Annotated in this window: 10 protein-coding genes and 1 tRNA gene; 3 read left to right on the top strand and 8 right to left on the bottom strand. The window is 58.5% G+C overall.

Features of this window, described 5'->3' with window-relative positions; genetic code table 11:
- Positions 1 to 280 precede the first annotated feature (280 nt).
- Both ACYSMN_RS24350 and ACYSMN_RS24355 read right to left on the bottom strand, forming a co-directional pair.
- Positions 281 to 2,116 carry a M61 family metallopeptidase gene (locus tag ACYSMN_RS24350; RefSeq protein WP_488926537.1) on the bottom strand — a complete coding sequence of 612 codons (1,836 nt, stop codon included), beginning with the start codon at positions 2,114 to 2,116 and terminating at the stop codon, positions 281 to 283.
- 249 nt (positions 2,117 to 2,365) lie between these two features.
- Positions 2,366 to 3,028 (bottom strand): class I SAM-dependent methyltransferase, encoded by a 663-nt coding sequence (locus ACYSMN_RS24355; RefSeq protein ID WP_488926538.1) that lies wholly within the window; start codon positions 3,026 to 3,028, stop codon positions 2,366 to 2,368.
- Positions 3,029 to 3,196: 168 nt separating this feature from the next.
- Between ACYSMN_RS24355 and ACYSMN_RS24360 the strand changes: the two genes are divergently transcribed.
- Positions 3,197 to 3,910, top strand: a complete 714-nt coding sequence (locus ACYSMN_RS24360) for a phosphatase PAP2 family protein (protein ID WP_488926539.1) — start codon at positions 3,197 to 3,199, stop codon at positions 3,908 to 3,910.
- 132 nt (positions 3,911 to 4,042) lie between these two features.
- Positions 4,043 to 4,124, top strand: a tRNA-Leu gene (locus tag ACYSMN_RS24365).
- 212 nt (positions 4,125 to 4,336) lie between these two features.
- Here the strand turns inward: ACYSMN_RS24365 and ACYSMN_RS24370 are convergent.
- From ACYSMN_RS24370 to ACYSMN_RS24385, 4 genes are read right to left on the bottom strand one after another with little or no spacing between them, the layout of a single operon-like run.
- Positions 4,337 to 5,182: a DUF4097 family beta strand repeat-containing protein gene (locus tag ACYSMN_RS24370; protein WP_488926540.1), complete on the bottom strand. Its 846-nt coding sequence runs from the start codon at positions 5,180 to 5,182 to the stop codon at positions 4,337 to 4,339.
- The gene (locus ACYSMN_RS24375) at positions 5,179 to 6,048 is read right to left on the bottom strand and encodes a DUF4097 family beta strand repeat-containing protein (RefSeq protein WP_488926541.1); all 870 of its coding nucleotides are present in this window, start codon (positions 6,046 to 6,048) and stop codon (positions 5,179 to 5,181) included. The genes ACYSMN_RS24370 and ACYSMN_RS24375 overlap by 4 nt, the downstream gene beginning before the upstream one ends.
- On the bottom strand, positions 5,996 to 6,907 hold the full coding sequence (locus ACYSMN_RS24380) for a HEAT repeat domain-containing protein (protein WP_488926542.1): 912 nt from the start codon (positions 6,905 to 6,907) through the stop codon (positions 5,996 to 5,998). The genes ACYSMN_RS24375 and ACYSMN_RS24380 overlap by 53 nt, the downstream gene beginning before the upstream one ends.
- Positions 6,882 to 7,454: an RNA polymerase sigma factor gene (locus tag ACYSMN_RS24385; protein WP_488926543.1), complete on the bottom strand. Its 573-nt coding sequence runs from the start codon at positions 7,452 to 7,454 to the stop codon at positions 6,882 to 6,884. The genes ACYSMN_RS24380 and ACYSMN_RS24385 overlap by 26 nt, the downstream gene beginning before the upstream one ends.
- 455 nt (positions 7,455 to 7,909) lie before the next feature.
- Between ACYSMN_RS24385 and ACYSMN_RS24390 the strand changes: the two genes are divergently transcribed.
- Positions 7,910 to 8,590 (top strand): phosphatase PAP2 family protein, encoded by a 681-nt coding sequence (locus tag ACYSMN_RS24390; RefSeq protein ID WP_488926544.1) that lies wholly within the window; start codon positions 7,910 to 7,912, stop codon positions 8,588 to 8,590.
- A 272-nt stretch (positions 8,591 to 8,862) separates the two neighbouring features.
- Here the strand turns inward: ACYSMN_RS24390 and ACYSMN_RS24395 are convergent, their stop codons facing one another.
- Together ACYSMN_RS24395 and ACYSMN_RS24400 are read right to left on the bottom strand one after the other, a co-directional pair.
- Positions 8,863 to 11,196 (bottom strand): GAF domain-containing protein, encoded by a 2,334-nt coding sequence (locus tag ACYSMN_RS24395; RefSeq protein ID WP_488926545.1) that lies wholly within the window; start codon positions 11,194 to 11,196, stop codon positions 8,863 to 8,865.
- Between the two features lie 110 nt (positions 11,197 to 11,306).
- Positions 11,307 to 11,849 (bottom strand): hypothetical protein, encoded by a 543-nt coding sequence (locus ACYSMN_RS24400; protein ID WP_488926546.1) that lies wholly within the window; start codon positions 11,847 to 11,849, stop codon positions 11,307 to 11,309.
- Positions 11,850 to 12,009: the final 160 nt, after the last annotated feature.

The raw sequence follows: 12,009 nt of genomic DNA on the forward strand, positions 1-12,009 counted from the left end.
ATAGCCCCGGCGGGGCGGCATATCGGTAGAATTACCAGCTATACTTGTTGGTTCAAGCCCCATCGGGGCGACACTCGGTCAAGCAGGTGTCGCCCCGATGGGGCTTGAAATGCTTTTTACAGTCAGTGTTTCTACCAATATGCCGTCCCGCCGGGGCTACATTACTGATTCCTGTACCTAGCGTCAGTAGTTAATAAGCCACGGAAAAGCCCCTTCCACACGTATTGGAAGGGGCTTTTTTAGGGGAGAGCCAGTTGGGCAGCAGATAAATTATTGCGCTTTACTTTGCCTTGCCATTCAGCCAAGCCTTCCGAAATGCCAGCTGCTTGCGGGTTGGGGAAGGCAGCGGCACCACTTCCAGCGTGGGGTCTTCCTGGAGGGTGACCTGCACAGTGCGCACACCTTCGCGGGCGCGCACCTCTACGGGCACCACGTCGCCGGGCTTGTGTTGGGCCAGGAGTTGCTGGAGCACCTTGGCTTGCTTGAGCGGCCGGTTATCGAGCTTGAGCAACACGTCTTCGCGGTCGATGCCTGCGGTGTAGAGCGGACTGCCGATGAGGGATGAACCGGGCAATACGGCGCCGCTGCTGTCGGGTAGAAATTGCAGACGATTGAGGCCCAGACTGGCCTGGCCGGCGCGGGCTTTGCGCACTTGTAGCCCCGCCGGGGCTAGCAGCTCCTCAAATTTCGATAGCTCATGGCCGTAGATGTGGTTGCGGAAGAACCGCCCCGCGAAGGCCGTATCTTTGGCTACTTCGCCCAGAATACGCTGTAAATCCGGCACCGTATAGGGCCGAGCTGGCGCGTAATCGTGCTGGGCTTTGCCATGCTGCTCCCACACGGCACGCATGTAGGCATCGAGGTCGGTTTTGAAGTTCTGACGCAACAGCAAGTCCAGCGCCAGCGCGTTGGCCCCACCAATGTAGTAGTAGCTGAGGTAGGTATTCTGACGGTTGTTAGGGTCGATGGCGGCGGCGGCATCTACGAAGGGCGCCTGCTGGCTCATGTAGACGGGCGAGTAACGGGCCGCGCCCGGCGAGTTGAGCATGGCATTTACCAGCGGCCCCGCGGCTTCCTGATAGTATTGCTCATCGGTGTAGGCCCCGGCGCGGCGCAAGAGCAACTGGCCGTAATACTGCGTGAAACCCTCCGCAAACCAGAGTCCGCTGCTGATGTTGGCCCGCTCGAAATCAAACGGCTCCAAGTCCTGCGGACGAATCCGTTCCACGTTCCAGCCGTGGAAAAACTCGTGCGCCACGGTGCCCAGGTTGGTAAGAACCCCTGGGCCGCGCAGAGGACGGTTGCTGGTGAGCGAAGTGGAATTGCGGTGCTCCATCCCGTCGGAGCTAGTCTGGGGCAGGTAGTTGGCAATGAAGGTGTAGCGCCCGAAATCGTAATCGGGCAAGCTGCCAAAGATGGCAGCGGCCTCCTTCACTACTTTCTTTGTTTGTGCGGTGTAGGCGTCTAGCTCAGCGTCGGTGCCTTCGTGCAGCACTTGTAATTCGATGGTTTTGCCGCGCTCCTGCCAAGTGCGCACTTTTTGCGGCCCCAGGGAAGTAGGCGAATCCATGAGGTATTGTAGGTGCGGAGCCAGGTACGTGCCGGGCGTGGCGCCGGGCCGCAGTTGCGTGGCGGCCGTCCAGCCAGCGGGCAAGTCAAACTTCACCTCGGCCGGGCGCTGCTCCATTCCCCGTGCGAAAGCCAGAGTGGCGGGCATGTTGAGGTGGGCGTTGCGGCTGTCGATGCCCGCGTAAGTGCCGTCGGTCCGGTCGCCGAACAAGGTGTACGTGAAAATGACCGTGCCATCGTGGCCTGTCACGTCCCAGCCGTAAGGGTCGGGGCGCGTGATGGATAGCTGCTTGCCTTGGGAGTTGGTGGCCTGCACATCGTACACGTTCTTAGCGAATTCGTGCAGCGCGTAGCGGCCAGGCGAAGAACGCGCCATACGCACCGACAGCGGCCCGGCCGCCACTTCCGTGAACGTGACGCTGATGCGCGCTTCGTGGTGCACCGCATTAGGGAAAGCTACTTTATAAACGACCGGAACCTGAGCCGCCACGGGCCGGCTGAAAGCCAGCGGCAGCGCCAAAAGAAGCAGAGCAGCAGTTTTACGCATCGAAGATTTCGTGATGGAGAAAGACCACGAATGTAGCAAGTAAGCTAGCAGGTCGATGAACAGTAGCGCGAAAATCCGTTTCGCGACGAGCGAAGCGAGTATCCGGTACTGCGCTACTTGCCTCAACGCGGAGGAACTCGCCTGCGGCTCGTGTGCAGAACAGATTTCCGCGCTACTCTGCCACTGAGCAGGATACCGCCCACTAACCCTGACAGTTTGAGGCGGCATCAATCACGAAAATCCACTGTCTTAAGAAGTATCAGCAGGGCGCCACACTGCGGCTTCCACCATGCCCCTGAAGAAATGGGCTTCACTGCCGGGGCGCAAACCTAAGCGGGCTAGCTCGGAATGAATGGGGGGCAGGTGGCGGGCGCTAATGCCGGTGGTAAGCCGGAAAAAGCCGTACATCAAGGCTAGTAGCCACCTTTGCCACCAGTTCTGCGGCGGCGCGAAGTCGGTCAGCAGCCAGGGTGCGCTAGGCTGGCGAGCAGCATTAAGTCGTTCTATAAGGCTGCGAAGACGCACGGGCTCAAATAGATCGAGCAGGAAGAAGGTAACAACGGCGTCGAACGTGTCGGTTGGGGTTAGGTTGGCTTCGGTGCCGAGTTGAAATTCCACTTGCGCTAGAGCCGCGGGGAGTTGCCGCACCAGCGTAGCGCGCGACTTAGCCAGCATTTGCGGCGAGGCTTCTAGGTACAGCACGCGCGCTTGCGGCCGGTGGCGTAACACCTCCATCAATACCCAGCCCGTACCGCCCCCCGCTACGAGTAGCCGCGGCGCGCCTGGTGGCAAACCGGCTGCCAAGGCCGCCCGCTGGGCGTTCTGCAAGGCTGGTCCGTAAACGAGCCTAGCTAGCGGGTCGTAGAAGGCGGCTACTCGGTCAAAGCCAGAATCGGGCGGAGAGTGCAGCATATTGTAGTTTGTGCCACGAATAGCACATCTGAGATACCCAGCTTGTTCCGTATGTATATCGGGCTGCTGCACGATAATCGAAATGGTCGGTTTGGCTGGCGGCGGGCTGGTTAATATGTGTGATGGAATTCTTCCTGTTCAACACAAGCTTACGCTAGATTTCCTTCTATGACCCACGCCCTGCGTCGTCTGCTGGTTAGACTCACGCTGTTCATCACTGAATTCGCCATTACGCTGCTGCTCGGCGTGCTGGGAGTGGTGGGCTTTCTAGCGCTGGGCCGAGAGGTGTTCGACCAAGACGCGGCCACTTTCGATGCGGCAGCCTTTCGGTGGGCGCGGGAACTGCTGGGGCCGCGCCAACAGTGGGTGGAAGCCGTTACGTTTTTCGCCTCGCGCAACTTCATTACGGTGGCGGGCTGCGTGCTCATCGTCTGGTTTTTGCACCGCCAGCGGCACCGCTGGTACTCGCTGTTGGTGCCGGTAGTGGCGCTAGGCAGCATCACGCTCAATCTGGTGCTGAAGCAGTTTTACCACCGGCCACGGCCCTTGCTGCCGTTGGTGTCCGCCTCGGGCCTGAGCTTCCCGAGCGGCCACGCCATGATTTCGGCTTCGTTCTACGGTCTACTCGTGTACTTGGTGCAAACCCACGTGCAGCGCCTCTGGCTACGGTGGCTGCTTACGGCCGGTTTAGTCACTCTGATTCTACTTATTGGCCTTACTCGCATCTACTTGCGAGTGCACTACGCCACCGATGTGCTGGCTGGCTTCACGGCGGGATTGGTGTGGCTGCTAGTGGCTATTCCGGTGTTGAAACAAGTGGAAAATAACGCAAAAATCCGCTTCAAAAAACAGGCGCAATCCTCTGAAAAACAGCCTGAATAGGCCGTATTAAAAGCTTTTTAGCGAAGAAATAATCGGCTTTTTTAAAGCAAAACTTGTCTAACGCCTCAACTTGTTTCTATCTTTGCAGCATCAAACGGCTTCCCCAGCGGGAGGCCGTTTGAGAAATAAGCCGCGCTTGTGGCGAAATTGGTAGACGCGCTGTCTTCAGGCGGCAGTTCCGAAAGGTGTGAGAGTTCGAGTCTCTCCGAGCGCACAAAGCCGATCCATTTTTGGATCGGCTTTTTTGTTTTCGTCAGCGAGCGAGAGCAAGCGAAACTCGCGTTGCCGGCTGGCTGGAAGCCTCCCAAAGAGGGAACGAGCCCGGCCGACTCGCCAGAAAGCGCCATGAGTAGTGGAGAGTAATTCCCCGGTCAGCTGGCGAAGAGCCAGCAGACCGGGAGGTGGTACAGATGGCTTTCTGGCGAACTATTTGGTTTTGCGGATGTAGATGTTGCCGTTCAGCGTTTTCATCATGAACTCCGCGCCGCCGCCGCCCACCTTGCCGGAGGTCCAGCTGTCCTGGCTTAAGCGGTAGGTGCCGTCTTTGGCCGTGCGGGTTACTTTGGGCGTGTTGCTGTCCACGCTCAGGTCGAAGTCGCTGTATATCTCGCCCCTGTCAGATTTGAGCTTCAAATCGGCTTTGACTTTGGCCGGGAGCGTCACGTCTATCTTGCCGTTCACGCTAGAAAAGGCCATGGGCGCACTCGCCGTGACATCTTTGAACTTGGCCGACACAGCGCCGTTCACCGTGCTCAGCACCGCCGAACCCGCCACCTCTTCGAGCCGAATGGAGCCGTTCACGTTCGACACTTCCAATTCGCCGCTTACGTTTTCCACCACAATATTCCCGTCGTTTACCGTGCCGAGTTGCAGCGAAAACCGCTGCGGTACTTTAATGGTGAAGTCGACGGTTTGATTGGGGTTTTGGGTGCGGACGTACACGTGGTTGTCCTTTTCCTGCGCTGTTACATCCATGCCATTGACTCTAGAAATCCGCCGCATCCCGCTGGTGTTGTCTTCCGAGCGAGACCCCCGGTCATCATCGTCATCATCCTTGCTGGAGCGGTTGCCCACATTAATTACCACGTCTTTGCCGCTGTAGCCTTCCACCCGGATGGAACCTCGCACGAGTTTCAGGTGCAGCGTGCCGGGCTTGCCAGGAGCGCTAAGCGCCACCACCAGCTGTTCTTTGCTGCTCTGCTGGGCCGCCAGGGGCCGGACCCACGCCAGAAAGAGCAGAGCCAGCAGGGTTTTGAAAAGTATCTTGTTCATCGGGTTTGCTGTTTGATGGTGACGTTGCCGTTGATGGTTTCGAAGCGGTAATCGGTACCGCCCTTGCCCAGCCGCACGGCCGTCTCTTTGCTGAGTTTGTACTTGGTGCCGTCGCCGTTGCGCTGCTGGTTCTGCGTCACGCGGGCCGGCAGCAGCTCGGCCTGCGGAAAGTCGGTGAACATCTCTCCGTGCATGCTCTTGAAATAAAGGTCCGCCGACACGTTGCTCGGGTAGCTCACCAAAATGTTGCCGTTGATGGTGTGGTAGGAAGCTGCCTGCGTGGGGGCCGCGGCGTAGCTCACCTCCACATCGCCGTTCACGGTATGGGCCAGCGTGGCTTGGCGGGCGTTTTTGATGGTAACGTCGCCGTTCACGTTGCGGGCTCGTAGCGGCCCCGTCACGTCCTGCACCAGCACCTTGCCGCCATTCACCGTCGATACGCTGACGCGCATGGTGGCCGGCACTTTCACCACGATGTCGAAATTGTAGTGGTACTCAATATCCCGGTTATCCCAGTTTCGGTTGCGGCGGGGGCGCGAGTCTTGGGGGCCTTGCAGGTACACTATTACACTGTCGCCGCGCTGCTCGAAGCCTAGCTGGGCTTCTTTCTTGCCTTGCTCCAGGGTTTGCGCGTCGTCGGCCTTTATGGTTTTTGTGGCTTCCACCACCACCGTTTTGCCGTTGTAGCCCTGCACCGTCACGGAGCCGAAGATGTTGTAAAGCGCCAGCGTGCTGTTGGCTACGTCGCCGGTGAGCGTCAGTTCGCGGCTGATTTTTTCCGTGGCTTCGCGGTCCTGGGCGTAGAGCGCGCAGCTAGGCAGCCACAGTAGTGCCCAGATCAGGCGGAGTATCGTTGTGGTTTTCATGGTAGGTTGAAGGTTGGGGAGCCCGGTCAGTCGACAAGGACTCAATGCTTTGTTCGATTTTGTCTTTCACCTGCTCGTTTAGGTTTTCCTGCTGCAAGAGCTTGCGCAAGGGCCGCACCGAGCGGCGTTCCTGCAACTGCACCATCACATCGGCCAGCGCCGACTGCACCAGCGGCGACTCTTGCTGCGCCAAGGACCGCACCAGGCCCTGGCGCACCACGGGGTCCTGGGTGAGGCTGGCCAATACTTCCAGCGAAGCCAGACGCACGTTCACGTTGGGGTCTTGGTTGAGCGTGCTCAGCAAGGCCGCCACCACTCGCTCGTTGGTAGGAGCCACTTCTTCGGCGTAGCTGACGGCGCGCAGCCGCTGCACCGCCGAAGGATCGGCCAACAACTCCAATAGCTGCACTTGCTGCGCGTTTTGGGGCTGATTGGCGGCTAGTTGCCGCGGCTCCGGCCCCGACGTCTCCGCGCGGTTGCTCAGGCTATAGCCCGCCACTAGCCCCATCACTAGTAGAGCGAGGCTGTAAGCTAGGCGGACGGCGTAGACTGGCTGCCACCAGTCGCGCAGCCGTTGTACCAGGGCCGCCAAAGAGTAGCGCTGCTTGCGCTGCTCGGCGGCCTGGAATTCAGCCAGCATGCTATAGAAGCGCGGGCGCAGCTGCTCGCTCGGCTCGGGTACCGTTACGGCGTGCATGGCCTGCCAGAGCCGCTGCACGGTGGCTAGTTCCTGCTGGCAGGCAGGGCACTGGGCCAGGTGCGCTTCTATGGTGTGGTGCTCGGCGGCTGGTAAGTTGCCAGCCAGCCAGTCCATCAGCTCCTCTTGTACGCCCTCACACTTCACGGACTTTCCTTCCATTTTCCAGTTTCAAGTAGATGTCTTTCAATTGATTCAGGGCCCGGTGCGCGCGCACCTTCACGGCTCCTACCGTCGTGTCGAGCAGTTGCGCTATCTGCTCGTATTTCATTTCCTGGAAGCGGCTCAGCACCAGTACTTCCCGCTGGTCGGCGCTGAGCTGGGCCATGGCTTGGTGGAGGAGCGCTACATCCTGGGTTTGTTGCAGACTGGCGTCGGCTGCCGGCCCGCCCGCAATTTTCTCGGCCCAATCGTCGATGTCCTGGTGATGGGCCGAGGGTTTGTCTTTCTTCGCGGCATCGGCTAGCACGTTGCGCGCGAGGTGGTACATCCAGGTTCGAAACTCGCCCTCACCGTTGAAGGTGTGGCGGTATTTCAGCATCCGGTAGAATACGTTCTGCACCAGGTCCTCACTGGCCGTAGAGTTGCCGTTGGAGTGGTAGAAAAACGCAAACAGCGGCCGATGATAGCGCTCGAAGAGCAGGCCCATCTTATCGACCTGGCCGGCCTTCACTTGTAGCATGAGTGCATTGTCGGTAAGTATGTTCAAGCAGAGCCGGTGAGGAGGTGAGGGCGTATTCGGGCGTGGAAACTTCGCCTTCTAGTGAAGGTTACAGCTTCCCGCGAAATATTTTTCGCTGGCCCTTCGCTTCTGCCCGGAATAGGCGGTTCCGGACTGCTCCCCACTCCACTCTACGCCGCCACCCCGGCCCCCAAAGCTCCATCTATAGCGTCCGAAGGTCCGCCGGTATCACCCGAAGCTGTAACTATAGCCACCGAAGCTTCAGCGGTAGCATCCGAAGGTCTATCTGTAGCATCCGAAGCTCTAACTATAGCAACCGAAGGTCCATCCACTAGCTAATTTCGCTGCGTTGGGCGTTGTGGACGGAGCTTCGGGGGCGGTGGGGCGGGTTTAGGGCGTGGGGCTGGCGGGATAGAACCAGACAGAAGCCAGCAAGAATCAAACAAAGCCAACTGCGTATACTGCGGAGCAAGCTACACTTCATGAAAAACCTTCCGGCCCGCCTGCTTTCCTTTCTGAGCTTCCTCACCATAGAAGTACTGCTGGTGAGCGGCGTGTTTCTGGCGTCGCTGCTGCTGTTTTTCTACCTCACGCGCGTGGTATTCGTGGCGCACTCCGCCCAACTTGATGATTGGGCTTTCGGGCAGATGGACGTGTTGCGCGCGAGCTGGCCGCCGCTCACCCACGTAGCGAGCTTCATTACCTTCTTCGCTTCGTTTCCTTTTCTCGTGGCGGCGGGCATATTGGGGCCGCTAGTGCTACGCTGGGTGGGCCGGCGGCGCGAGGCGCTGGAAGTGTTTCTGGCCGTGGCGGGCGCTTCGCTGTTCAATCAACTGCTCAAAACCTATTTCCACCGGCTGCGGCCCAGCTCGGCTTTGATGCCGCAAATAGGCCTGAGCTTCCCCAGCGGCCACGCCATGATTGGCATGGCACTCTACGGGTGCCTGGCCTGGCTGCTGTGGCGCCATGGCCGGCACTCCATTTGGGCCGTATTGCTAGTGCTGTGGGCCGTTCTCATCGGCCTCACCCGCATCTACCTGCACGTCCACTACGCCACCGACGTGCTAGCCGGCTTCGCCGCCGGCCTGCTCTGGCTGATCCTGGTCCGCACGGCACTAAGGCTGTGGTGGCGGGAGCAGGTGATAATTAGGAATGAAGAATGAGGGATGAAGAATTGCCTAATGATCGAGTCTGCCTACTTTTTTGGCGGGCAGAATGGCCGAAAGACATGCCACCTTTAGGTAATTAGGTGATGAACTATAGCCGCAGCGCGGCGGCATATTGGTAGCCTCGCGCCATATAAGAAACCCAAAGCCCCGGTCGGGCGACACCTAACGATTGGTGCCGCCCCGCCGGGGCTTTGGGTTTTGGTGCCAACTCTTTACTACCCATATATCGCCCCTCCGGGGCTTGGGCTGTTAGGAAAATTCGTTCTTCAGCTCAGCTTCACTTTCACGCGCAGGGCCAGCAAGCCTTTCACGCCTTGCAACTCTTCGAGTTCCAGCTCTTCAATTTCGGGTTCGAGCAGGCCACGGTCCTGGAGGTAGTCGAGGTATTCAAGATACTCGTCGGCTTCGCGTTGCTGCGAATAGACTAAGGCAATGTGACCGGGCTGGGTTAGGCGCTCACCGGAGCCTTGCACAGTGGCTTTATCGATGCGCTTCTTGATGATTTCGTACCGGATGTTGTAGGCGCCGTCCACGTCGAACTGGCGCTCATCTTGGCGGAAGCGAATAGCCAGCGGCTGGCTGTGAATGAGAATGAGCTGCGTGGTGTCGAGCGGGACCGGCAGCTTGGGCTTGAGAGCGGTGGTGCGGCGCGTAATTTCCACCATCGTCAGGAGCTGCCACAGGCGCAGGTTTTTCAGGAATACCAAATCAAAAGGCTTGTTTTCTACCAGCGAGCCGCCCACGTAAATGTTATACTCCACGCCATCGGTTTTGAAGCGCTGGAAATAGTGCGGGTACATCTGCTGGGCCTTTTCCTCTTCTTCGTCGAGGTAGTCGCTCACGGCGTCGTTGAGAAGGGTGGTGCTTTGCTCGAATGCCTTGCGGCGCTTGTAGAGAATGCCCAGCTCCGGGTCAATATTCGACCAATACTCGTTGATGACGGGCCGCAGCTCCGGCGTGTGCTGGCTCAGGTACTTAAACAGCGGCTCCATCTCCGACTTCAACGACTCGAAGATGCTCACCTCGTCGCCCGAAATGAGGCTTTGGCGTAGGCGGCGCAGGTTTTTGCTGACGTAAAATTTCAGCTCATCCAGAATAGGCAGCGCCTGAAACTCCGAGGCCTTTTTTAGCACCTTATTGGCCAGATTCAAGTGCTCAATCAAGTCGCCCTGAATGGCTTCGCTGCGTGCCGTGCTGGAACCCCGGATGTCGGAGGAGCCGTGCAGCGGGTACACGTCGTGGAAGATAATGTCTTCCATTTCGGCGTTGCGGTTGCCGTCTTCCAGCTTTTGTAGCAGGTTCTCTGCCGCGTTGGTGAAGCGCCACTCCATACTAGGGTGAATGGCCGTAAACTTCTCCTTGATGATGGACTGCACGCGCGTCTGAATCTCTTCGGCGTTGCGCTTTACCGCCACGGCAAACAGCGGGATAAACTGCGCCACCGTGTCAACGTCAAACTCATCCAAGTCGCCCACATTGGGCGAGCCTAGTTCCAACAGGCCCACGGTGTCGTCGCCGTAGGGCAGCAAGGCCAGAATGGCCGAACGAATGCCGATACTCAGGATTTGCTGGCGCAGGTCTTCGGGGATGGCAGCTGTTTCCACGTCTTCCAGCACCAGCGGCTGGCGGTTCCGCCACAGCTCGCTGTAAATCTGCCGGAAGCCTGAGCCAGCATCCTGGTTGTGGAGCTGCTTGGTGAGGAAGCTGTGGTTGATTTTGCGGCCGAAATCGACAAAGGCTTGTTTCTTGTCATTATAGGCCGCAATGCCAAGCTGCAAAAAGGGCCGTTTGAACAGCACCCGCAGCTTTTCCTGAATCTGTTCCAGCCGGTCGGAGGCTTGTAGCACGTCGCGCTCCAGCAAGTCGTACTTCAGCTCCGAGAGAATCTCCTGGTCCGTCACGTCCACCAGGTGCAGAATATTAAAGCCTTCCAGCTCGAAGTTTTCCGGCGGTAGCAGCTCCCGCCACAGCTCGGTGCGGTGGGGGTGGCGAGTGAGTTGCTCTATCTGCTCCGAGGTCAGTTCCGGCTTGTGGCCCACCACGCGCACCTGCAAAAACGTGGAGTTGAACTCGACGCTGTAGTGGCGGTAGAGGCCAATACTATAATCGGGAACAGTGAAGACAATACCGCCTTGGTGGGGCATTTGCACACCATATACCTTCTCCAGAATCAGCTGGTAGGCCATGCGCGCCGTGTTGACTTCCAGCGTATGAGCGTCGATGTTGAGCGGCTGCTTTACAGTTTTGGCGCTCGTGAGCAGCACTTCGGCAAAGCGTGGGGTGTGGTAGAAGCTGTAGCGCTGAAACGGCACGATGGCGCCGCTGATGTCGCAGTCGAAGGAGGCGGGCGGAAACACGGCCAGCATGAGCGTGTCCACTAGGTCGCAGCCACAGTCGAGCACGCTCATATCGGTGATGGAGCCTCGGCACCAGGCCTGCGCCGCTACTTTCTCGCCAATAGCGCGCGCCAACAAAGCCACGCCGGGATTAGCGTCGTCTTCGCGGGCCTGCCAATACGCAATGATAGGCTCAAAGCTAAGCGAGGTCTTGAAAGGAAAAACGTCCTGGGCCGGACGAGTAACAGTGAGTTCGGGCAGCATAGCAAAAGCAACAACACCGAAGGTAGCCAATTGATTGCAGCTAGCTTGCGGCATGTTTAGCTATACGAAATCACCTGCCAACCGGACGTTAGCGCGGCCCAGCCGAATGCCTATCGACTCAGCACTACGGGCACCGGCTGGTCTTTGCCGGTGGGGTCGGTGAGGTCTTGCGGCGTGGTGCGGCCGTTGAGGTAAAGCAGCTTCTGCGTGTTGCGGTTGCAGGTGCAGCAGCCGTCGCTGTCGAGCTGGTCACGGAGCTTGATACTATCAATTTTGAAGCTGGTGGTAGGGGCGCGCCGCCGGCCCAAGTAGAGAATATAAGAATACTGGTTGAGTTTGCGAGTGCCGCGCTGGGCAAAGGGTTGGGTGTTGTTGAGCACTACACTATTGCCGATATCAACTCGGGGGCGGATAAGCGCAACCGTATCAATGACGGGGCGGCGGGCCGTGTCCCGCAGTAGTTGCCGCACCAGAAAAACCGTTTCCACTTCATTGGGCTTGAAGCGGTTGGGTGAGGCTGGGTCCAGATTGAAGTTGAAGAATATAGCATCGTCAACCGAGTCCTGACAGTCGCAAGCTACCGAGCCGCAACAAGCGGCCAGCGCCGTGGAAACAACAAAAAGCAAAAGCCAAGTGAGCGGAGAGCGAAGCATAGGGTGCAAAGATAGTAGCGGACAGAGGAGGGAAACTGCGTCCTTCGGATTAAAGGCAATGAAAAAGCCAGCCCACAAGTAGGCTGGCTTTTCAACGAAGAGAGCAGCTAACCCAAGTTGCGAGGTAGTAGGCCTAGGTCAAAAAAGTCTGTTCCGCATG

This window comes from Hymenobacter sp. M1-2 (assembly GCF_057808495.1).

What these genes read in the sequence shown, in the direction of transcription:
- ACYSMN_RS24350 (WP_488926537.1), bottom strand. Translation starts at nt 2,116, where the DNA reads ATGCGTAAAACTGCTGCTCTGCTTCTTTTGGCGCTGCCGCTGGCTTTC.
- ACYSMN_RS24370 (WP_488926540.1), bottom strand. Translation starts at nt 5,182, where the DNA reads ATGAACAAGATACTTTTCAAAACCCTGCTGGCTCTGCTCTTTCTGGCG.
- ACYSMN_RS24360 (WP_488926539.1), top strand. Translation starts at nt 3,197, where the DNA reads ATGACCCACGCCCTGCGTCGTCTGCTGGTTAGACTCACGCTGTTCATC.
- ACYSMN_RS24380 (WP_488926542.1), bottom strand. Translation starts at nt 6,907, where the DNA reads ATGGAAGGAAAGTCCGTGAAGTGTGAGGGCGTACAAGAGGAGCTGATG.
- ACYSMN_RS24355 (WP_488926538.1), bottom strand. Translation starts at nt 3,028, where the DNA reads ATGCTGCACTCTCCGCCCGATTCTGGCTTTGACCGAGTAGCCGCCTTC.
- ACYSMN_RS24400 (WP_488926546.1), bottom strand. Translation starts at nt 11,849, where the DNA reads ATGCTTCGCTCTCCGCTCACTTGGCTTTTGCTTTTTGTTGTTTCCACG.
- ACYSMN_RS24395 (WP_488926545.1), bottom strand. Translation starts at nt 11,196, where the DNA reads ATGCTGCCCGAACTCACTGTTACTCGTCCGGCCCAGGACGTTTTTCCT.
- ACYSMN_RS24390 (WP_488926544.1), top strand. Translation starts at nt 7,910, where the DNA reads ATGAAAAACCTTCCGGCCCGCCTGCTTTCCTTTCTGAGCTTCCTCACC.
- ACYSMN_RS24375 (WP_488926541.1), bottom strand. Translation starts at nt 6,048, where the DNA reads ATGAAAACCACAACGATACTCCGCCTGATCTGGGCACTACTGTGGCTG.